This window comes from Pedobacter paludisoli, assembly GCF_052344095.1.
In the GTDB taxonomy this organism is placed as follows: domain Bacteria; phylum Bacteroidota; class Bacteroidia; order Sphingobacteriales; family Sphingobacteriaceae; genus Pedobacter.
This window is the reverse complement of the sequence record NZ_CP179926.1, coordinates 1,163,950-1,185,828: the sequence shown is the minus strand read 5'-3', so window position 1 is coordinate 1,185,828 and position 21,879 is coordinate 1,163,950. Positions and strand designations below refer to the sequence as shown.

Genomic DNA, 21,879 nt, shown 5'->3' with positions numbered 1-21,879 from the left:
TATTCAAAAAGCGGCTTTTTGCTAGTCATTTTTTAGTATTTTTGCCCCATGGGCGATGAATTTTACATGCATAGATGCTTAGAATTAGCACAATTGGGAGCTGGAAATGTGAGTCCAAATCCAATGGTGGGCTGTGTAATCGTGTTGAATGACATCGTTTTAGGAGAAGGTTATCATCAAAAATTTGGAGAAGCACATGCAGAACCAAATGCGATAAAAGATGTTTTTAACCGCTATGGCGAGGAAGCTGAACAGCTTTTGAAACAAGCAACGGCTTATGTAAGTTTAGAACCTTGTGCACATTTTGGTAAAACGCCGCCTTGCGCCGATTTGTTCGTTAGGCATGCGCTAAAAAAGGTTGTGATTGGGAATCGTGACCCCTTTTCGAATGTAGATGGCAAAGGAATTGAGAAGCTAAAAAATGCTGGTATTGAAGTGGTAACGGGCGTTTTAGAGGAAGCATGTAACTTTGTTAACCGTCGTTTCTTTACGCGAATTAACCAGCAACGCCCCTACATCATTCTTAAATGGGCACAAACTGCAAATGGTTACTTTGCAGCAAAAGAAAAAGCTCAAAAATGGATTTCAGGTCCTGTTGCAAAGCGATTAAGTCATAAATGGCGTAGCGAAGAAGACGCTATTCTGGTGGGTAAACAAACCGCTTTGATTGATAATCCTTCCTTAACTACCCGAAATTGGTCTGGAAAGAACCCTATTCGATTGGTTATTGATAAAAATCTGGAGATTGACCAAGCGAGTAATTTATTTAATGAAGAGGCGAAAACGATTGTTTTCAATGAAGTTAAAACGGCCGTTGAAGGCACTATTCATTTCATTCAGCTCGAAGACATGCATTTCTATTTACCACAAAAAATAGCCTTCCAGCTCTATATTATGGATATTCAATCAGTTATCATCGAAGGTGGCGCGAATATGCTAAATCAATTCATCCAGGCGAACCTCTGGGACGAAGCACGCGTATTTACTTCCAAAAATAGCTGGGCTGATGGAATGTTGGCACCTCAGCTAAATGGCAATTTAAAAGAAGAAATATCTTTTGATTCTGATCAATTATCAATTTATATAAACCATTATAATTAAATGTTATTCATTGTTTTAAGTGTTATTTGTAGTGTTACTGTTGCTATTTTATTAAAGTTGGCAAAGCGGTATCAAATCAATATTATCCAAGCCGTTACGCTCAATTATTTAACCGCTTTACTTTTATGTTTTGCTTTTTTTAGACCTACGTATGCAGCTATTCAATCAGATGCTCCCTGGTTGGTATATGGCGGATTAGGTATTCTTTTACCCAGTATCTTTTTGGTTTTGGCAGCATCTGTTAAAAATGTAGGGATTGTTAAAACGGATATTGCGCAGCGATTATCGCTTTTTATCCCAATTTTAGCGGCATACTTTATTTTTCAAGAGGACTTGAATCGCTATAAAATTACAGGCTTGGTTATTGGCTTTGCAGCTATTCTGTTTACGTTTCTACGAAAATCAACGACGGAGCAAAGTAAAAATCAAAACTGGTTATATCTTTTAGCGGTATTTTTTGGATTTGGTCTAATTGATGTGCTTTTTAAACAAATAGCCTTGTATAAAGCGGTTCCTTACACAACCTCTTTAAGTCTTGTATTTGGCTTGTCTCTAGTGGTTTCTATCGCCATTATGGCAATTAAACTGCTACAAGGAAAAGCTAAACTTCAATTAGTTAATATTGCCTGCGGTGTTGTGTTAGGCTTATTTAATTTTGGGAATATTTTGTTTTATTTAAAAGCCCATCAAGCTATGGCCAAGAATCCTTCTACCGTGTTCGCAGCCATGAATTTAGGTGTAATTGTAGTTGGTAGTTTGATTGGTATTTTTATTTTTAAAGAGAAGCTTTCTAAATTGAACTATGTTGGTTTAGTATTGGCTTTAGTTGCAGTTGTTTTAATCACCTTATCACAAATGTATGCTGTTTGACGATACCTATAAAACCATTGCGAGACCATCAGAAGGGATTTTTCGCGATAAGGGAAGTAAATTTATCGCGTATGCGTATCCCATTCGTTCAGAAGAGGAAATAAAGCCCATTCTCGCGCATTTACGTTCAGAACACACTAAAGCAAGGCATTTCTGTTATGCTTACCGTTTAACACCGGATATAACTATTTTTCGTATGAACGATGATGGAGAGCCATCTGGTACAGCCGGGCGTCCAATTTTAAATTGTTTACTTTCAGCAGATATCACCAATATCTTCATCGTGGTGGTACGGTATTTTGGTGGTACTTTATTGGGTGTTCCGGGTTTAATTAACGCGTATAAGCATGCTAGTTTAGAAGCGATTAAAGAAGCTGAAGTAATCAATAAAACCGTTAATGATGTGTATGAAGTTCAATTTGAATATCTTCAGATGAACGATGTAATGAAGGTTGTAAAAGATGAAAATATCACAATTTTAAAGCAAGATTTCAATACACAGTGCCTGCTGCATTTCGAAATTCGTAAAGCACAACTCAATGCGGTAATAAATAAATTTGATAAAATAGAAAATCTAAAATTAACGTATCTTGCTACCAATTAAGAGATTTTCTCTTTATTGCTAACGTATTATACCTATGAAAATAGCTGAAAGCGACTTGATTATTAACCCCGATGGAAGCGTTTATCATTTAAATTTATTGCCGGAGGATGTGGCTACTACCGTAATTACGGTGGGTGATCCCGATCGTGTAAGCGAAGTAAGCAAGTATTTTGATTCCATTGAGATAAAAAAAGGAAAACGTGAGTTCATCACGCATACCGGTTATTTAGGGAAGAATCGTGTTACAGTACTTTCTACAGGAATCGGGACTGATAACATCGACATTGTTTTCAATGAGTTAGATGCTTTGGTCAATATCGATTTTAATACACGTGAAATCAAAAAAGAATTAACATCACTCAATATCATCCGCGTTGGTACTTCGGGGGCTGTACAAACGGATGTACCAATGGGTACCATTTTGGCTTCTTGCTACGGTCTTGGAATGGATGCTTTAATGAATTTCTATCAGCAAGATTTATCTCTAAACGAGGCCAATCTTTTATCGGCAGTCAAAGCGCATTTTCATGAGATTAACCAAGTAAATCCGTATGTTACAGCAGCTTCCACCGACTTACTTAACACCATTGGGAAGGATTTACCACAAGGCATTACCATTACAGCACCTGGGTTTTATGCTCCACAAGGAAGACAAGTTCGTGCAAAGAACGCAATCAAGGATCTTGTTGGTTTAATCAGTACTTTTAATCATCAAGGAACCCATATTACCAACTTAGAAATGGAAACTGCTGGTATTTATGCACTGGCAAAGGTTTTGGGGCATAATGCGCTATCCATCAACGCCATTCTAGCCAGTAGAGTAAATAAAGAATTTAGCAAAAATCCAGCACAAATTGTTGAAAAAGCGATACAACTCGTGCTGGAAAGAATATAGAAGATGTTTTGGAGTTTAAGCTCCCATCCTCTTTTGTTATGATGTACTTAGGGCTACTTTAAAAATAGTAGTTTGGGTATACAACTCATCAGGTTGCAATACCGTAGAAGGAAATTCAGCAATATTGATAGCATTTGGATGGTGCTGGGTTTCAATGCAAAAAGCACTATATGGTGGATAATCGCGGCCAGCTTTTCCGTTCTTTACATTCAAATATTTAGAGGTATATAAATGCGCTACGGGTTCAGTAGTGTACACGCTAAGTGTTAAACCACTCTCCGCTTCCGATGTTTTACTAGCAAGCGATAAATCACCGTAGATCTTATCCAACACAAAAGTTTGATCGTAACCTGTATCAGCATTCCAATCACGGCCAATTTCTTTCGCTTCGGTAAAATCAAAGGCTGTATTTTTAACCTCCATTAATTTACCCGTAACCGAAAAGTTATCATCTTGTTCTAAATAATTCGAAGCAAAAATCTGTTGTTTGTGCTTTTCAACTGTCTCACCTGTTGGCGATAAATTGAAATATGCATGGTGCGTTAGATTAATCGGGGTAGCTTCATCGCATTCTGCTTCATAACTTAAAATAAGCTCATCATTCTCTGTTAATTCAAACGTTAAAGCGACCACTAAATTCCCTGGATAATTCTCTTCCCCAGCTTCACTTTCATATTCAAAAGTAACGGAATTTTGTTCTTCCGAGTAATCTACAATATCCCAATTCTTTTTATCAAAACCATTTATTCCACCATGCAACGAATCCTTACCGGCATTTTGAGCTACTTGGTAGTTTTTTCCATCAACCACAAATGAACCATTCTTAATTCGATTGGCATATCGTCCAATGATGGTTCCTAAATAGGGATATCCAGCCAAATAATCTTGATCGAAATAATCCTCAATACGATCGAAACCCAATACAATATCTTGCATTTCGCCTTTCGCATTTTTAACAATAAACTTGTTTAAAATAGCACCATAGGTAAAAAGTTTAACCAAGGTGCCTTTGCTATTGCTTAATTCAACGGCAATAACTTCAGTATCATCAATAATATATCCAGTTGGTATTTGCTGTACGCTCATAAAGTGTAACTTTGATTTTTTATTACTGAACAAACATACCATTATTGTTTGCTTTCGTAAACTGTATTCTTAAAATAATAACATAATTTCGGTCCTTTCATTAAAATGCGACCTACAGAAAAATGAGGAAATTAAAATTAGACGAGTTAAATCGTGCAGACATAGAAACCTTTAAAGCACAAGAGAAATTACCCGTAGTAGCAGTTTTAGATAATGTAAGAAGCATGCACAACATTGGTTCTATTTTTCGTACGGCTGATGGATTTGCACTGGAAAAAGTAGTGTTATGTGGTATAACGGCTAAACCACCGCACCGGGAAATTGAAAAAACGGCTTTGGGCGCCACTCAATCAGTTACTTGGGAATATTTCGAGGATACCACAGCGGCTGTCGAGGCATTAAGAGCTCAGGGATATGAAATCGTAGCCATTGAACAAGCCGAGAACAGTACCATGCTGAACACCTTTATGCCTGATCAAACTAAAAAGTATGCGTTAATTTTTGGAAACGAAGTGGATGGTGTGAGCGATGAGGTGATGAAAAAAATTGATGAATGCATTGAAATACCGCAATTTGGAACTAAACACTCTTTTAATATTGTGATTTCTGCGGGAATTGTATTTTGGGACTTCTTTGCTAAATTAAGATTATAGTTGCCTTCAGGTATGGAAAATGCGCTGCTAAAGAAACTCCAAATTAAACCGGGATATACCGTTAAAATTGAAAATGCAACCGAAAATATACTGGCTATTTTTGGCGATATCCCATCAAACATTCAATTAGATTACGGTGCTCCGACTTCCTTTCAAGCCTTACTAGCTTTCGCTACAAGTAAAGAAGTCTTGTATAAATTGGTTAACGAAAACCGAAGTAAAATAAATGAAAAAACGGTTTTTTGGATCATTTTTCCTAAAAAAGCAGCTAAACTTTCCAGTGATTTAGATAGTATGGAAACCTGGAAAAATCTCGATCAGTTTGGGATTAGCCCGTGTGCATCTGCCGCCATAAACGAAGTGTGGACGGCTCTACGGCTAAAATTTATTACCGCCATAAAAGCATCCGGCACGTGTAACGAAGATATTCAAAAAAATGAATTAGCGCGCTATATCGATGTGCAAAAGAAAACTGTTATATTACCTGATTATTTGGCTGAAGCTTTGAGTCATCACCCTGGAGCATTGGATTTTTATCAGGGCTTAGCCTATTCACACAGAAAGGAATATGTGCTATGGATTGTTACCGCCAAACAGGGGAAAACAAGAATAGTGCGGATAGAAAAGATGATTCAGATGCTGTTAAGCAAGAAAAAAAATCCTACTGATAAAAATTAACGGCAAGTTTCTTATACAAACAAAAAGGCCAAAAAAACATCGATTGAGTTTTTTTGGCCTTCTTTCGTATGGATTTATGAAAGTCCTTTTTTCTTTTTATAGGTCATTTTTGCCTTGGCACCTGCGCTATAATTGTAATTTTTTACGTTACTTGCTTTCTTCTCATGAAAAGCAGCGCCTCGCTCCGATTTATCTTCCTCGTCGTCAGACTTTTTCTTTTTCGGTTTAGCAGAAGCAGCATCTACAATTTTTAAATCCTCGGGCAGCTCTATCACTTCCATTTTTTGTCCAATGGCTTGTTCAATTTTCTTCACTTCTGCCAATTCAATATCCGTGGCAAACGTTAAAGTAATTACTTCGCTATCGCCTTGTTTTATAACACGTTTTATAAGCGTTTCTTTTTGCTCTGGTAGTTCGAAATGTAAGATAAAAGGAATGCCCTTTCCATCAACATCGGCCGCATTTTCATTTGCTACAATCAGAATACGGGCATTTGGGTTCTCAATAAAGTCTGATACTTCATCGTAACCTGCATCATCAAAAAACAAAGGTCTATAAATGCTTATTTCGCCTTCTTTTGAACGATTAAAATTCTTGTAGACCGTTTGTGCAGTTAAGCGCGTGTTCACAAAAATCACCACCTTATCAAAGAAATCTGCATCATCCATTAACAACGTCAATAAATTAAGCTTCGTTCTAAAATTAGGCACCTGATACAGCATTTGTGGGTATACTTCAGCCTGTGGCTCGCCAATTTCATCAACTTCAATGGTAACTGCCGAATCTTTCATAAACGGAGCTACTAAATGATTAAATTTCTCGTGAACCACCTCGCTAAACACCACATGCTGAGATTTATAGGCACTATTGGCCAATTCGGCAACCGGTAACTGCAAGCCTTTCTTGATAATTAACTCCGCATTATCGACGATAAACAACTGAATTTTATTCGTGTTTAAAGCCAATTTCAAGTAAAGCGCGCGTGCACGGTCTGGAACGGCTACAATAATATCGCAACCATCTGTAATTTCATTCATTTGGTTTTCAATCGTACCACGACTGTCGATACCCAAAATACGAAAAGTGTTATTTCTGTTTAACAACTTAAATTGATCCAACACCGCATCCACATGCTCTATATCCGGAACCAAAATCAACGCTCTTGGCGCCTCCTCAAAAGCATATTTTAGTTTCATCAAGGTAGCCAAAACATAGGTAGTGGTCTTTCCACAGCCCTCTGGTCCTACACCAATCACATCTTGTCCACCTAAAATACGCGACATCATTTTCACTTGAATCTCTTTCGGCGCTAGAAATCCGGCATCAGTCATGGCAGCAACCAATGGCTTGCTAAGTTTTAATTTATCTAAAGACACAATTCTTAATTTAAAATATCGAAATGCAAATATCCTTAAAAAAATTAGCTTTTACATCATCTACTAAGGATTAGGAAATGAAAGTTCCGTTGTGCTACCAATCCGCCAGTCCTGCTTTCGCCAATCACCTCATTCGTGCCTCATTCGGGTTCCATGGCTCAATCAGGTTTAGTTACATCGGATAAAGCAAAAAGCAACAAAGCTGCCTTATTAAAATTTAAAAAAAATAAACAAACTTGAAAAATGGTTGTTACCTCTAGAAACCTATTAAACATGTCCTTATACTTTCAATTTCCAGCAATCGAAGATTATCCGGTTGTAAAACCGATAATGAATGAAAATGAGCAAAGCACGGCTAAAAGCGCATTTTCAACAACAGATATTTACACAGAATTAAACAATGAACAAAAGAATAAAGATGCCTCTGAAGAATCCATTATCGCATCTTAAAACAGTTAAAATAAACATTGGTTAAAATGTAGAAGAAATTTGATTCCCGTTATTTCAGCTAAGGCTTGAAATAATACTATTGTTGTGTGTTGTTAAGGCTACTTGAAAAGGTAGCCTTAATTCTTAAAAATGAATGCTTTCGATAAATAATCTCAACATTTTTAAAACAATCTTTTTTCTAAGATGTTATTGACTTTGATAGATTATACTAATCTTTTCACATTAATTTGTTTGGTTTAAAAAAGGGATTTATGGATATAGATCCCTTTTTGTATTTACAAGCAACATAAAATACTATATTCGCTGCATATTTTTATCAATTTCATGAACAGAAAATATTTTCTATCCTCTTTGGCAGCAGCAACAACCTTATTGCCTGCATTTAAAAGTCTTGCAGGTGTTTCGGCTCCAGAACGTACTTACGGATTTAAAATACCCCCCTATCTAAAAAGTGGCGACACCATCGGAATTACCAGTCCTGCGGGCTATATTTCTGTGGAAGATGTTCAGCCATCCATTTTACAAATGGAAAGTTGGGGATTAAAAATAAAATGGGGAAACACCATCGGCAAGCGCGATTTTACCTATGGTGGCACCGATGAAGAGCGCTTAACAGATTTTCAAGCCATGCTCGATGACCCTTCAGTTCAGGCTATTATGTGTGCACGTGGAGGTTATGGTTTTGTCCGAATCATCGATCAACTCGATTTTTCAAAATTTAAAAATAACCCGAAATGGATAATTGGTTTTAGTGATATTACGGTACTTCATTGTCATTTAGCTAAAAATTATCAGATTGCTTCTATACATTCCAAAATGTGCAACAGCTTTCCAAGCGATTGGTCAAAAGCAGAACCTATTCAAGTAGATACCATTTTGTCTATCAAAAATGCTTTAATGGGAAATCCCATGCGCTATACTGCAGCTCCGGTAATGCAGAATCGAATGGGAACAGCAGAAGCTCCGTTGGTTGGTGGTAATTTGAGTATCATTGAAACCCTGGCTGCAAGTGATTCAGACTTGGATACGAAGGGGAAAATTTTGTTTGTTGAAGATACAGGCGAATACCTGTATAGCCTCGATAGAATGTTTTTTAACTTAAAGAGAAGTGGTAAGTTAAGTCACTTAAAGGGTTTAATTATAGGTGGTTTTAAATTAAAACCCGATGATGCAGGCGAAGAATTTGGTAAAACCGTTTACGAAATTGTGGTAGAAAAAGTGAAAGAATACAACTACCCTATCGCCTTCGATTTTCCGGTGGGACATCAACGCAATAACTTCGCATTAAAGTGTGGCGTAAAGCATACTTTAACTGTTGACGAAACGGGAAGCGTTTTAGCAGAAGTTTAGAAAACGTTAAAACAGCTGTTCTTAAGCTGTTTTAACTTCCTCTTCTTTATAATCTTGTACATCGGTGATGTAGCCGTTTACCAACAAGAAATCAAATAAAGGTTTGGTTTCTGGGGTTAATGGCATGTTCGATGTAGTGATAACCTGATTGGTTTTTTTATCTAAAAACGGATACGCAAACAAACGAACATTGGTATTGAACATATCGTTTACGTAGCTTAATAATTGACCTGAATAGTTTTCTCCCTTGAAGTTTGCAGGGTTAAAAACAAACTTTAAGTTGTTGATGTTTGTGGCCAGTCCAATACTCTTTGGCTTGCATCTAGCCAAGTATTTTGCTAAACGATTATGACGGGCAAAGTTAGAAACAATAACACTGTTTCCGGTTTCGCACATGTCTTGCGTACGTTTTGCAATAGCTAAAAGTTCTTTTTCATCCGGTTCATCTTGCGAATCGTTTAAAACATTCGTTAGTAGCACCTCAATCATAACGGCCAAATTGCTTTCATCAACCTGGTTGGTACGTATAAATTGCTCGGTAGCTTTATTAAATAAATGGAAATTTGGATTTGATTTTTGTCCGTACTTGGTACGTAAAATCATGATATCTTTTTTATACAAAAGGTCTTTTGCCTGGCGTGGATGCGTATCTGCATCAAAAATTGCTGCAGCAGAAAAATCCTTTGTAATCATGTACAGATTCAATAAAATGTTGTTGACATCCGGGAAGGCAGGTCCTTTCACTGAAATTAAGTCGATTTCTACAGAACCAATGGTTAAATTATCAGCCAGTGATTCGACCATTAATTTTGGATTTGAGTTGTAATAAAAGGCTGCGTACACCAAATTTACACCAATAATACCCAAAACGCGCTGTTGCATATTCACGTCCGTATCTAATAAGCGAACATGGAAATAAATTTCATTGGGTAATCCACCAGGTTCGTTTTGAAAACGAATACCAACCCAGCCATGTGGCTCGTTAGTACGCTTGTAATTTAACGTTGTTACCGTATTGGCAAAGGCAAAAAAAGTATGATTATCGTATTTCTCTCCAGATAAGCGCTCATTCAATAAGCCAAACTCGTGGTCGAGCATTTGAATTAAGCGGTTTTGACTTACATAGCGACCAGATGCTTCTGCTCCATAAATGGCATCACTGAAAGTCATATCGTAAGCCGACATGGTTTTTGCAACCGTTCCAGAGGCAGCACCAGCATTAAAAAAATTTCTTGAAACTTCTTGTCCTGCACCTATTTCGGCAAAAGTTCCATAAATAATAGGATTCAAATTAATGTTTAAGGCTTTACGCTTAGTATCTAGAATTTCCTTTTCCATAGCGCAAAAGTACGAAAAATTGAGTGCTGCATAAATTGGATTCTAATATAAAATCAATCTAGATAGTGAAGCTTGTAAATAGAAAGGGTAACACCATCCGATGTTACCCTTTCAAACCTAAACCATTATGAAAAACCTACTATTCTAGCGACGTAATTACGCCACTACAATTTCTTTATGTTCTAATTTCGAACCATCTTTTTTGTTGATGGTGATTGATAAAATTCCGTCTTTATATTCTGCTGAAATTTTATCGCTGTCAGCAGATTCAGGTAAATTAAATGAACGAGCAAACGAGCTGTAATCAAATTCTTTACGTGAATAATCTTTCGTTGCCGCTTTCTCATCAGCTTTCACTTCTGCCCAAACCGATAACGTTTCTTTTTTAACGGTTAAATGAAAGTCTTCTTTCTTTAATCCAGGGGCAGCAATTTCAATTAGAAATCCATTTTCGTGCTCACTTACATTCACGTTTGGTGATTTGTCAATTGCACTGTTTTTAATTAATGCGTCACTAAACAAATTATCGAATACATTGTTAAAGTATGGAGCTGTGTTGCGCGTTCTGTTGTTAAATTTTACGAGTGTCATATCTTAATTTTTTTAATTTTTAAATTGATAATAACCAGTATTCAACTTACATACCAAAGCAAAATATACATGATTTTAAAGACATTATGGCGTAGTAAAGCAAAATCAAATGACAAATTGTCTGAATTACGAAGCTTTTCAGACAAATTCAACTATAAAACCAACATCCATTTACGGTTCATTGATTTCGACTTAATGGGGCATGTGAACAATTCCATATACTTTACCTATTTAGAAATTGCCCGAACAAAATATTGGGAAGAGATTATTCATTGGGATTGGCAAGCGACAGGGATTGTGATTGCACATGCGCAAATTGACTACATTTTACCCATTTTACCGAAAGATAAGATTGTGATTTATGTAAAAACTTCGCGCGTAGGCACGAGTAGCTTCGACTTGGAATATCAACTGGTAAAAGTACAAGCGAATAAAGAAGTCATTTGCAGCAAGGGGAAAACAGTTTGTATCGCTGTAGATTACAAAACAAAAAAGCCAACGGCAATACCCGCGGCTGAGCGTGAGAAAATGATCAGTTTTGATCAAATAAAAGCAGAATAAATGCTGGAACAGGTTAACCGGCTCCAGCGCTCGAAATTAATTTACATCTGGGGTAATTTTCCCTGGATTTAAAATCCCTTTCGGGTCAAAAATTTGTTTAATCCCGCGCATCAAATTCAAATGAATTTCTGAATATTTGATTGACATGAATTCTTTCTGAACCAAGCCGATACCATGTTCTCCCGAAATGGTTCCTCCCAAATCGCGGGTTAATTCAAATATTTCCTTTATGCCGTCTTTGAGTTTCGTGTTCCAATCCTCATCGCTCATACCTGCTTTTATAATGTTTACGTGTAAATTTCCGTCGCCAGCATGGCCGTAACAAATACTTTCAAAACCATATCGGTTTCCAATCGCTTTTATACCGTTAACCAATTTTGGTAAAGCCGCCCGCGGAACTACCGTATCCTCCTCTTTGTATACGGAATTAGATTTTACCGATTCAGCCATGGTTCTACGCATACGCCACAAATCTTCCTTTTGTTGGGCTGTATCCGCAAATAGTACATCTGTACAACCGTGTTCTTCTAATACGATATTTGTTTTTTCGCAATTTTTAAAGATATCGTCTAAATCATCACCATCGAATTCGATTAATAGCAAGGCTTTAACATCATCTTTCAGATCAAATTTAATATCATCGTATTGAATTACCCACTCCACTCCTTTTCGTTCCATAAATTCAAGCGCCGAAGGACTTACACCTGCTCTAAAAATAGCTGAAACAGCTGCGCATGCCTGTTCGTTGGTACTGAAAGAACCTAACATCAAAACCGTGTTTTGCGGTTTTGGAAGCAGTTTAGTTACAATTTTTGTTACTACGGCCAAGGTGCCTTCAGAGCCAATCATCAACTGTGTTAAATTGTAACCCGATGCATATTTTAACGTGTTAGCACCTGTCCATATGATGTCGCCATTAGGCAATACCACTTCTAAATTTAATATATACTCCCGAATGGTGCCGTACTTTACCACGCGTGGTCCACCAGAACCATGCGCAACATTTCCGCCGATAAAGCACGAACCTTTGCTACTTGGATCTACGGGGTACAACAACCCTTTTTCGGCCACAGTATCAATAAACACCTCAGTAATGACCCCTGGTTCTACAGTAGCCTGCAAATTTTCTGTATCGATATCAATAATCGATTTAAATCTTTCCATAGATAAGGAAACTCCGCCATAAATAGGTAACGCAGCACCACTCAATCCGGTTCCACCTCCTCGCGGCGTTACTGGGACTTGGTAAGCATTACAAATTTTCAAGAGTGCAGACACCTGTTCTGGCGTAGCAGGTTTTACGACTACTTCTGGTTGATAACGAAGATCTTCCGTTTCATCGTGCGAATAATTTTCTAAACTTTCTGCATCGCTAAATACGTTATCCGCACCAATAGCAGCAATAATTTCGTGTAAAATTTGTGGATTTAACTTAGTAAAGTTCATGTTAGTTGGGTGCTGTATACGTTAATTTAACAAAAGAATGGCCTATCTGTCCAAGCATCGGTGGATTTAATTTCTTTATGCTAACGTTTATACGCTCTACAAAGGGATAATAGTGAATGACTTGTGTAATGATATTATGCAAAACCGTTTCCAGTAGTTTTTGGGTGTTTTTCATTTCTGCTAAAATAATCGCATTAAGCTCTTCGTAATTTACGGTTTGCGTTAACTCATCAGCGAAACCAAGCGGCGAAAATTCCGTCTCTAAATCGATAATAAAATGATTTCCAATTAATTGCTCTTCAGGATAAAAACCATGCAGTGCAAAACACTTAACATCTTTTAGGGCTACCGTTTGCTTTAACTTATTCATTGAATTGTTTTGTTCAAACAAAATTAATTTTTCTTAGCGTAATTAAGCTTCATAATCGTAAATTGTTTCCCAAAATGCATTTGAAATTAACCTAAGCATATTCATAATGAGCAAATCAGCAAAAAAAGATTTTTACGAATCACCCGATTATTATTTACTGGATGAACTTTTAAGCGATGAGCATAAATTGGTTCGAAGTACCGCACGTGATTGGGTGAAAAAAGAAGTAAGTCCTATTATTGAAGAGTATGCACAAAAAGCTGAGTTTCCGAAACAGATAATTAAAGGATTGGCCGAAATTGGTGCCTTTGGCCCTACCATTCCGGTAGAATACGGTGGAGCCGGATTAGACTATACTGCTTATGGTATTTTAATGCAAGAAATTGAAAGAGGTGACTCTGGGATTCGTTCTACAGCATCGGTGCAAGGTTCGCTGGTTATGTACCCCATTTACGCGTATGGAACCGAGGCGCAACGAAAAAAATATTTACCCAAATTAGCTTCAGGCGAATTAATGGGATGTTTTGGCTTAACAGAACCTGATCATGGTTCAAACCCTGGCGGGATGGTAACCAATATTAAAGATGCGGGAAGTCATTACATTTTAAATGGTGCAAAAATGTGGATTAGCAATGCTCCTTTTGCGGATATTGCCGTGGTTTGGGCAAAAGATGAATCAGGTAAAATTAGAGGAATGGTGGTTGAGCGTGGAATGAAGGGTTTTAGTACACCTGAAACACACAATAAATGGAGTTTACGTGCATCTGCTACTGGCGAGCTGGTATTCGATAATGTTGAAATTCCGAAGGAAAACATTTTTCCAGACATTATGGGTCTTAAAGGACCTTTGGGTTGCTTAAACCAAGCACGTTACGGAATTGCCTGGGGTGCCTTAGGTGCTGCAATGGATTGTTACGATACCGCTTTGCGCTATTCTAAAGAACGTATCCAGTTCGGAAAACCTATTGGTGGCTTTCAACTTCAACAGAAAAAATTGGCAGAAATGATTACCGAAATCACCAAAGGCCAATTGTTGGTGTGGCGTTTGGGTGTCTTAAAAAGCGAAGGGCGTGCCAGCGCAGAACAAATTTCAATGGCTAAACGAAACAGTGTTGAGATTGCACTGGACATTGCGCGTAATGCGCGTCAAATGCTGGGTGGAATGGGGATTACGGGCGAATATTCCATCATGCGCCACATGATGAATTTAGAATCGGTTGTCACCTACGAAGGAACACATGATATTCACTTATTAATTACTGGAATGGATGTAACGGGCTTAAATGCTTTCAAATAAAATATGTTAAAAAAAATTATCCTCTCAATTGTCTTAGTTGTACTAAGCACTTTTTACATTTTTGCGCAAAAACCAAACGTTTCCATTAAAACAGAAACGCCGAATTGGATTCAAAAATTCACATTAGTTAATAAAAAGCCATCAGATGTAGATATACAAGATGGCTATTACCTTTATTTATCCGAATTCCAAAACAATCTCGAATCAAAAGAACAATACGTTCACATTATTCGTAAAATTAGTTCGAATACAGGTGTACAAAATGGTTCCGAAATATCGGTTTCTTTTAATCCTAGCTATGAAAAATTGGTCTTTCATAGCATACAAGTTAAAAGAGACGGCAAGGTTATCAATAAATTAGATCTCCGAAAAATTAAGGTTTTACAAGATGAAAAAGAGCTTTCTCGCTTTATTTACAGTGGAACTTTTTCAGCGTATTTAATTCTCGATGATATTCGTACCAGCGATGAGATTGAATATGCCTATACCTTGCAAGGCGGTAATCCAGTTTTTCCGAAATATGCTAATATTCTTTATTTTGAGGGAGGTAGTCAAATAGTCAATTTGTACACCAACGTTATATTCAACGATAAAAGACCGTTAAAGTTTAAGAATTTTAATACTGTACCCAAAAGAAACGAAAGAAGCTGGAAAAATTTAAAAGTTTACGAATGGCAAAGCGCCATGACCAAAACATACCCTACAAAAGATTATGAGCCTTCCTCGTATAATCCTTTTGCGCGTGTTCAAATTTCTGAATATGCTGATTGGAAAGAAGTGGTTCAATGGGGATTAGCTTTAAAAGATTTTAAGATAAAAAACGCTCCATCGCTGCAGGCTAAAATTGCGGAGTTAAAAGAAAAAGCCAAAGGTGATAAAACGAAATACGCTACCTTGGCAACACGCTTTGTGCAGGATGAAATCCGATACATGGGAATTGAAATAGGTGAATATTCGCATCGTCCAAATAATCCCGAAAAGGTTTTAAATCAGCGGTATGGCGATTGTAAAGATAAATCCACGTTGCTTTGTTATCTTTTAAATGCAAACCAAATTACAGCCTATTCGGTATATCTAAACACCTATTATGAGAAAGAGGTGAACACATATTTACCGAGTCCAAACATATTTAATCATGAAGTTGTACATGCAATTATCGATGAAAAACCGATTTACATCGACCCTACCATTGCCGACCAAAGAGGAGAGTTAAAGTCAATTTACTTTCCTTACAATACAGATGTTTTAGTGATAAGCCCTACTACCACTAAATTGGAATCGCTGCCACCACAACAACTCGGGAAAACAAAATCTGAAGCTGTTTTTAAAGTTGCCGATACCAGTAAACATGGTAAAACGTATTTTACGATTACCACTCTGTATACAAAAAATAAAGCCGATTACTTCCGCTCTCAATTAAGTAGTACAGGTCTTGAATCGCTGGAAAAGGAATATCTAAAGTTTTATGCAGAGGCCTATCCTAATATTAAACGAAAAGAAAAGATTTCAATCGCTGACGATGAATTGAATAATGAAATTACGGTAAAAGAAAGTTATGAAATAGAAGGAATTTGGACAAAAAGCCAACTCAACAAAGGTAAATTAGCCATTTATTTTTATGCGGATTTAATTCAGGGCAATCTGTTTACCTTGAAAAAGAAACGCGATGAACCGCTAAGTTTGCAGTATCCATTTACGGTTGATCAGCATATAAAAGTCATCCTTCCCTTTGTTGCTAGCTTTCAAAATGAGAGTTTAAGCATTGACAAAGATAAATACCGGTTCATTTATGGTTCATCGGGTAAAGGCAACACGATTAATATAACTTTTTATTATCAGAATTTTGCAGATCGTATTTTGCCAAATGAGATGGATGACTATATCGAAGATATTCAGAAAATTAGCAATTCATTGTCTTACGGTATTGTTTTTACCGGAAATACTGCACTTGCCAGCGATACAACTTCTGATCTAAATTACTGGATGGTTTTGTTGAGTGTAATCCTGTTTCTCGTCTTTACTCCTTTGTGCATATATCTCTATTTCAAAAAAAGTAATTTTGATTTGGAGGCTATAAACCATGCGCCAAAAATACATGGATTGCTTTTTATTGTAGGTTTTAGATTGTTTATAACACCGTTTATCATTGCCTATAATATGTTCAATTCATCAGATTTTAATCAATCTGAATGGGAAAGTTTGGCAAAATTAGGAAGAGGTACGGAGTTCTATTGTCATTTAATCATGTTGTTTAACAACGCTGTGTGTATATTTTGCTTCTGTGCATCTATTTTATTAATTGTGTTGTTTTTAGATAGGCGCAAAGAATTTCCAAAGTACTTCGTCTTTGTAGAATCGCTGGCTTTGTTTACTGTTTTAGTTATCTTAACGAATAAGTTTATGCTCAACGGTGTAACGTACCAGAATGCCCGAGAGCTGGGAAGAACTATTGGCGCTATCCTGTGGCCAATTTTGTTTTTAATTTATATTTTAATTTCGAAGAGAGTCAAAAGAACATTCGTTTTTACCTACCCGAATTCTGCTTGGTTATCTGCTCGTCAAGAAGAACTTTCTCGTACCTTTGTAGCCGAAAAGGCAGCTACTAAAGTTGAGGAAAATACGGAAGAGTAACCCATTAAAATAGAAGAAAATGAAAGATTATAAGAAATATACATACTTACCAGCAAGCCCCGAAGAGGTTTATTTGGCCTTAACAAAAGATTTAAGTATAAAACTTTGGACTGGTGCCGAGGTTACATTTGAAGAAAAACCAGGTACGGAATTTTCATTTTGGGATGGCGATATTGTAGGAAAAAACTTGGAGTTTGAAACGAATCAAAAAATTGTGCAACAATGGTATTTTGGCGAGGATAATGAGCCATCCATTGTGACTATTAAACTACATCAGGATAAAGAAGGAACCTCAATGGAGTTTAGACAGACCAACATTCCTGATGAAGATTACAAGGATTTCACAGAGGGAATTGAGGAATATTTTATAGGCGGATTGGTGGACTTCTTTGACGAATAAGTGTTTGAGCAATACCGTACATCATAATAAAACGAGGACTGATTAAAATACATCGGTCCTCGTTTTTTTTTATGCAAATACTTGAAATTGAACCTACTTCTATAAAGTTTAATCTTTGATTCCAAACATAATTTCACTCATAATCTCCTATTTGTTAATGAATATCTATTATAGTTATTAGGAAATTCAAAAAAATGAGCGAGTAGCAGAAAATTAAGCGTTGGTTTCAGCATTTGTATACTGAAAAATAGTAGGCTTTGATTTAATGTTTTTAATACTAAGAGATAAGTATGGGATTAAGAAAAAAATCTCAGTGGTAAAAACATGTGGAAGGATTAAAGATGTAGAAAAAATTGGGCCAAGTACTTCAATCGAACAAATTACAATCCCTATAAGGGCATCGAAAAAAGCAATTTTCCAGCTGATCTTACTGCCAATAAAAAACAAATAGGCAACGATAAACTTCAAAATATATAGCCCAAATATAAAAAAACTAGTGTTAGATAATGCTAGTTTAGATTTAATGCCATAAATCTTAATGCTACAATCAACTCCAAACAACTGCATCAAGATGAAGATTGGAATGACCAAACCAGAGATAAAAAAATAAATTGAAAAAACTCTAATGAACTTTGGAGTTTTATTGAGCTGCGTTAAAAGATTCGTTTTGGATGATATATTTTGAAATTGAAACTTAAAGGCAGTAATTTACTGCTTTTTTTAAAAAAAAATAAATAAATTTTAGTATTTAATATATCTCTCAAGAAACTAAAATGATACGTAAAAAGATAGCACTTATCGAATGTGTAAAGGATTAATTGAAAAATATTTGCGAAAAACAAAATAGAAAATACTCAAGGTTTTAATTTAACTACAAGTGAAATTGAATCCAATAATGAACAATTTCTTCTTTCAACTCAAACAGAACTTACCATCATTATGTTAGCTGTATATCAACTTAAAGAAAACATCATGAATAAAACATTTGGATTAGTACTTATTGTTATAGGAATAATAATGCTGGTGTGGACAGGTTTCAGCTACACAAAGAAAGAAAAAGTGGTGGACGCTGGACCAATTCAAATATCGGCAGATAAACAAAAAACAGTTAATTGGCCTCCTTATGTGGGTGGTATTATTTTGGTAGCTGGCGTTTTTATTTTCGTTGCTTCTAAAAATAAGGCATAAAAAAAAGAATCTGTCTTTCAAGAAATAACTTCTTCCTAAACAGATTCTTTTTTTATTTACTCTCTTGTTGTTCTCTTAGAATAACTCGTTACTGTAAACCGAGCGAATTGCATCTCTTAAATTGTAGCTAGAAGCCATTACTTCGCCATAAGCGCCTGCACTGCGAATCGCAAATACATCACCTCTTACCGATTCAGGCATTTCTACTTCTTTACCAAAACAATCGGTACTTTCGCAAATAGGACCAACAATATCATATTTTACAATTTCTGCAGGATTGTTTGTAGCAGCTTTGGTTAAGTTTTCAATCTTATGGTATGCTTGGTATAAAGCTGGTCGCATTAATTCGGTCATACCTGCATCTAAAACCACAAAGTTCTTTTTCTTTCCGTTTTTGATATACAAGGCTCGCGAAATTAGTGAAGCAGACTGACCAACTAATGCTCTACCAAGTTCAAAATGAACTTCCTGTCCAGGTTTTACGTCTAAAAATTCATTGAATATTTTAAAGTAAGTTTCAAAATCAGGTATTTGATTATCAGGTTGTTGATAGTTGATTCCTAATCCCCCACCTACATTTAAAACTTTTAAGGTAAATCCTTTATCTTCGAACCAGTTAGCAGATTCATTTACACGAACGCAGAGATTTTTATAAACATCTAAATTGGTAATCTGCGAGCCAATGTGGAAGTGAATACCTAGAAACGCTAAATTTGAAGAAGCTTTTAATGTTTCAGCACATTCAGGCAAATCCCAGGAGTTGATTCCAAATTTATTTTCATCTAAACCCGTTGTAATGTTGGCATGCGTATGAGCATCCACATTAGGGTTAATTCGAATGGCTACACTAGCTACTTTTCCTTTTTTTGCAGCTAAGTCGTTTAAAACCTCTAATTCTTGAATAGATTCTACATTAAAGCAAAAAATATCTAAATCAAGGGCTTCGTTTATTTCCTTATCCGATTTACCAACCCCGGCAAATACAATCTTCTTATGATCAAAACCAACTTCTACGGCTCTTCTAACCTCTCCGGCGCTCACGCAATCCGCTCCGAAACCAATTTCTTTAATTTGATTGAGTACAACAGCATTGAAATTAGCCTTTAATGCATAATGAATATGAAATCGGAAAGGAGCAGCAGCATTGGCACAACTGTTCAATGTTTTTTGCAACAACTCAATATCATAATAATAAAAAGGCGTTTCAATATTGTTAAACTTTGCTATATCTTTATTGGCAAACATGTTTAAATTCCTTATTGTAATTTTATTTATCTTTTTTGGTTTGATTTATCTGGGTAATTATCTCGATTTAAGAGCCGGAAGAATAACCCATAAGCAGTACAATGGCAAAATTAGGTTTTTCATTGTACTTGTACTCATTATTATATTTCTAATTTTTTTCAGAGAATGAAAATAGCTACGTCAATTTTTATTGCAATAATTCTATCAGCAGGTTTGTTTAATTCTTATCGGAAATATAAATACAATGTATTGCCGATAAATTTCTTGCTACTGCATGTATTTATCGGCATATTATTTTTTGCTTTTGCGTTATTTTTTATATTAGAATAAACGGTTATGCAAGCTTCTTAACGCTTCTGTTTTATATTCGCTTTGAATTAATAGAGAAACGTTGTAATTGCTACCACCGTACGAAATCATACGTACAGGAATGTGTTTAATTCCTTCCAAAACTCTGGCAGCAAAACCATGTTTTTCTGATCCAAAATCGCCCACCACACAAACAATACTGTGATTGTCGTCTACTTCTACCATTCCGAAGCTTTCTAATTCTGCTACAATTTTAGAAAGATTTGCAGTTTCATCAATGGTTAACGATACGGCAACCTCTGAAGTGGTAATCATATCAATTGGTGTTTTGTATCGCTCAAATACTTCAAAAACACGACGTAAGAAACCATACGCTAATAACATACGGCTCGATTGGATACGGATAGCTGTAATACCGTCTTTTGCTGCGATCGATTTAATTTTTCCTTTTTCACTATCGTGCGTAATTAAGGTGCCGGCAGCACTTGGCTCCATGGTATTTAATAAACGTACCGGAATTTTATAACGTTGTGCTGGAAATACCGATTGCGGGTGTAAAATTTTGGCACCAAAATATGCCAACTCAGCAGCCTCATCAAACGATAATTGAGCAATTGGAGCAGTTCCTTTTACAATCCGTGGATCGTTGTTATGCATTCCGTCTATATCGGTCCATATTTGAACTTCCTCCGCTAAAATAGCTGCACCCAATAAAGAAGCCGTATAATCGCTACCGCCACGGCGTAAATTATCAACCTCGCCAAAACTGTTGCGGCAGATGTATCCTTGAGTAATAAAAAGTGTATTTCCTTTATGTTGCTCCAATAATGGAGTTAAATGTTTGGTAGTGAATGGAATGTCTGGCTCATTATCCTCGTCCGTTTTCATGAAATCTAACGCCGGTAGCAATACCGACGGTACGCCAATCGATTTTAAATAAATATGGTATAACGTGGTAGATAATAACTCTCCTTGTGCTAAAACCACTTTCTCCTCAATTGAGGTAAAAGTATCGTTCGCTAAACCTGCCAAAAAGCCGAAATGATAATCGATTACTTCATTTCCCTGCTCTTGAAATTCAGGCGAAGGCAATAATTCAATTACAAACGATTTATATTTTTGATACAAATTTTCTACACATTCGTCCCCCTTCTTCTTATCACCAGCTAAAAAGTAAGAAGCGATTTCTACTAAACTATTTGTTGTTCCGCTTACCGCAGATAAAACAACAATTTGCTCTTCTTTTGGATTGATGATATCCAACAACTTCGTCATGCGCTCAGGGCTACCTACAGAAGTACCCCCAAATTTTAATATTTTCATTTTGCTCTTAGAATATGTAATTTTCTTTATTATTGTATCGGGGCGTGAAATTAATGAAAAGCACGTTAAAAGCAACACTCTCAACAAAATAAAATTTGGATAAAATTATTTTTTATT

Annotated in this window: 21 protein-coding genes; 13 read left to right on the top strand and 8 right to left on the bottom strand. The window is 36.2% G+C overall.

The features are described 5' to 3' along the window. Window positions 1–66: 66 nt before the first annotated feature. From ribD to ACJVDK_RS04670, 4 genes are read left to right on the top strand one after another with little or no spacing between them, the layout of a single operon-like run. Entirely contained in the window at window positions 67–1,101 is a 1,035-nt protein-coding gene (ribD, locus tag ACJVDK_RS04685; RefSeq protein WP_443939135.1) for a bifunctional diaminohydroxyphosphoribosylaminopyrimidine deaminase/5-amino-6-(5-phosphoribosylamino)uracil reductase RibD, read from the top strand. After that, entirely contained in the window at window positions 1,102–1,971 is an 870-nt protein-coding gene (locus ACJVDK_RS04680) for an EamA family transporter (RefSeq protein ID WP_443939134.1), read from the top strand. Then, window positions 1,961–2,575, top strand: a complete 615-nt coding sequence (locus ACJVDK_RS04675) for an IMPACT family protein (RefSeq protein WP_443939133.1) — start codon at window positions 1,961–1,963, stop codon at window positions 2,573–2,575. The genes ACJVDK_RS04680 and ACJVDK_RS04675 overlap by 11 nt, the downstream gene beginning before the upstream one ends. Window positions 2,576–2,609: 34 nt before the next feature. Beyond that, window positions 2,610–3,470: a nucleoside phosphorylase gene (locus ACJVDK_RS04670; protein WP_443939132.1), complete on the top strand. Its 861-nt coding sequence runs from the start codon at window positions 2,610–2,612 to the stop codon at window positions 3,468–3,470. Between the two features lie 36 nt (window positions 3,471–3,506). Here ACJVDK_RS04670 and ACJVDK_RS04665 read toward each other — a convergent pair whose 3' ends face one another. Further along, the gene (locus tag ACJVDK_RS04665; protein WP_443939131.1) at window positions 3,507–4,556 is read right to left on the bottom strand and encodes an aldose epimerase family protein; all 1,050 of its coding nucleotides are present in this window, start codon (window positions 4,554–4,556) and stop codon (window positions 3,507–3,509) included. A gap of 122 nt (window positions 4,557–4,678) precedes the next feature. Between ACJVDK_RS04665 and ACJVDK_RS04660 the strand changes: the two genes are divergently transcribed. Both ACJVDK_RS04660 and ACJVDK_RS04655 read left to right on the top strand, forming a co-directional pair. After that, window positions 4,679–5,209 (top strand): RNA methyltransferase, encoded by a 531-nt coding sequence (locus ACJVDK_RS04660; protein ID WP_443939130.1) that lies wholly within the window; start codon window positions 4,679–4,681, stop codon window positions 5,207–5,209. 12 nt (window positions 5,210–5,221) lie between these two features. After that, window positions 5,222–5,887 (top strand): YdeI/OmpD-associated family protein, encoded by a 666-nt coding sequence (locus ACJVDK_RS04655; protein WP_443939129.1) that lies wholly within the window; start codon window positions 5,222–5,224, stop codon window positions 5,885–5,887. A 74-nt stretch (window positions 5,888–5,961) separates the two neighbouring features. Here ACJVDK_RS04655 and ACJVDK_RS04650 read toward each other — a convergent pair whose 3' ends face one another. Then, window positions 5,962–7,263, bottom strand: coding sequence for a DEAD/DEAH box helicase (locus ACJVDK_RS04650; protein WP_443939128.1), 1,302 nt, complete (start codon window positions 7,261–7,263; stop codon window positions 5,962–5,964). A 273-nt stretch (window positions 7,264–7,536) separates the two neighbouring features. On the opposite strand from ACJVDK_RS04650, the gene ACJVDK_RS04645 reads away from it, so the two are divergent. Both ACJVDK_RS04645 and ACJVDK_RS04640 read left to right on the top strand, forming a co-directional pair. Then, window positions 7,537–7,713 carry a hypothetical protein gene (locus tag ACJVDK_RS04645; RefSeq protein WP_443939127.1) on the top strand — a complete coding sequence of 59 codons (177 nt, stop codon included), beginning with the start codon at window positions 7,537–7,539 and terminating at the stop codon, window positions 7,711–7,713. A gap of 324 nt (window positions 7,714–8,037) precedes the next feature. After that, a complete protein-coding gene (locus tag ACJVDK_RS04640) occupies window positions 8,038–9,063 on the top strand; it encodes a S66 peptidase family protein (protein WP_443939126.1) in 1,026 nt (341 codons plus the stop codon). Between the two features lie 21 nt (window positions 9,064–9,084). On the opposite strand, the gene ACJVDK_RS04635 is transcribed toward ACJVDK_RS04640, so the two are convergent. After that, on the bottom strand, window positions 9,085–10,401 hold the full coding sequence (locus ACJVDK_RS04635; RefSeq protein WP_443939125.1) for a nicotinamide mononucleotide adenylyltransferase: 1,317 nt from the start codon (window positions 10,399–10,401) through the stop codon (window positions 9,085–9,087). Window positions 10,402–10,557: 156 nt separating this feature from the next. Then, a complete protein-coding gene (locus tag ACJVDK_RS04630) occupies window positions 10,558–10,992 on the bottom strand; it encodes an Hsp20/alpha crystallin family protein (RefSeq protein WP_443939124.1) in 435 nt (144 codons plus the stop codon). A gap of 69 nt (window positions 10,993–11,061) precedes the next feature. Here ACJVDK_RS04630 and ACJVDK_RS04625 point away from each other — a divergent pair, with 69 nt between their 5' ends. Further along, window positions 11,062–11,553 carry an acyl-CoA thioesterase gene (locus ACJVDK_RS04625; protein ID WP_443939123.1) on the top strand — a complete coding sequence of 164 codons (492 nt, stop codon included), beginning with the start codon at window positions 11,062–11,064 and terminating at the stop codon, window positions 11,551–11,553. 36 nt (window positions 11,554–11,589) lie between these two features. Here ACJVDK_RS04625 and ACJVDK_RS04620 read toward each other — a convergent pair whose 3' ends face one another. After that, the gene (locus tag ACJVDK_RS04620) at window positions 11,590–12,999 is read right to left on the bottom strand and encodes an FAD-binding oxidoreductase (RefSeq protein WP_443939122.1); all 1,410 of its coding nucleotides are present in this window, start codon (window positions 12,997–12,999) and stop codon (window positions 11,590–11,592) included. A 1-nt stretch (window position 13,000) separates the two neighbouring features. Beyond that, window positions 13,001–13,369, bottom strand: a complete 369-nt coding sequence (locus tag ACJVDK_RS04615; protein ID WP_443939121.1) for a dihydroneopterin aldolase — start codon at window positions 13,367–13,369, stop codon at window positions 13,001–13,003. 106 nt (window positions 13,370–13,475) lie between these two features. On the opposite strand from ACJVDK_RS04615, the gene ACJVDK_RS04610 reads away from it, so the two are divergent. The 4 genes from ACJVDK_RS04610 (at window position 13,476) to ACJVDK_RS04595 (ending at window position 18,885) form a co-directional block, all read left to right on the top strand. After that, window positions 13,476–14,666: an acyl-CoA dehydrogenase family protein gene (locus ACJVDK_RS04610; protein WP_443939120.1), complete on the top strand. Its 1,191-nt coding sequence runs from the start codon at window positions 13,476–13,478 to the stop codon at window positions 14,664–14,666. A gap of 3 nt (window positions 14,667–14,669) precedes the next feature. After that, on the top strand, window positions 14,670–17,297 hold the full coding sequence (locus tag ACJVDK_RS04605) for a DUF3857 domain-containing protein (protein WP_443939119.1): 2,628 nt from the start codon (window positions 14,670–14,672) through the stop codon (window positions 17,295–17,297). A 19-nt stretch (window positions 17,298–17,316) separates the two neighbouring features. Further along, on the top strand, window positions 17,317–17,697 hold the full coding sequence (locus tag ACJVDK_RS04600) for an SRPBCC domain-containing protein (protein WP_443939118.1): 381 nt from the start codon (window positions 17,317–17,319) through the stop codon (window positions 17,695–17,697). A 972-nt stretch (window positions 17,698–18,669) separates the two neighbouring features. Further along, the gene (locus tag ACJVDK_RS04595) at window positions 18,670–18,885 is read left to right on the top strand and encodes a hypothetical protein (protein ID WP_443939117.1); all 216 of its coding nucleotides are present in this window, start codon (window positions 18,670–18,672) and stop codon (window positions 18,883–18,885) included. Between the two features lie 75 nt (window positions 18,886–18,960). Here the strand turns inward: ACJVDK_RS04595 and lysA are convergent, their stop codons facing one another. Both lysA and ACJVDK_RS04585 read right to left on the bottom strand, forming a co-directional pair. Further along, window positions 18,961–20,130, bottom strand: a complete 1,170-nt coding sequence (gene lysA / locus ACJVDK_RS04590) for a diaminopimelate decarboxylase (protein WP_443939116.1) — start codon at window positions 20,128–20,130, stop codon at window positions 18,961–18,963. Window positions 20,131–20,451: 321 nt separating this feature from the next. Continuing rightward, window positions 20,452–21,762: an aspartate kinase gene (locus ACJVDK_RS04585; protein WP_443939115.1), complete on the bottom strand. Its 1,311-nt coding sequence runs from the start codon at window positions 21,760–21,762 to the stop codon at window positions 20,452–20,454. Window positions 21,763–21,879: the final 117 nt, after the last annotated feature.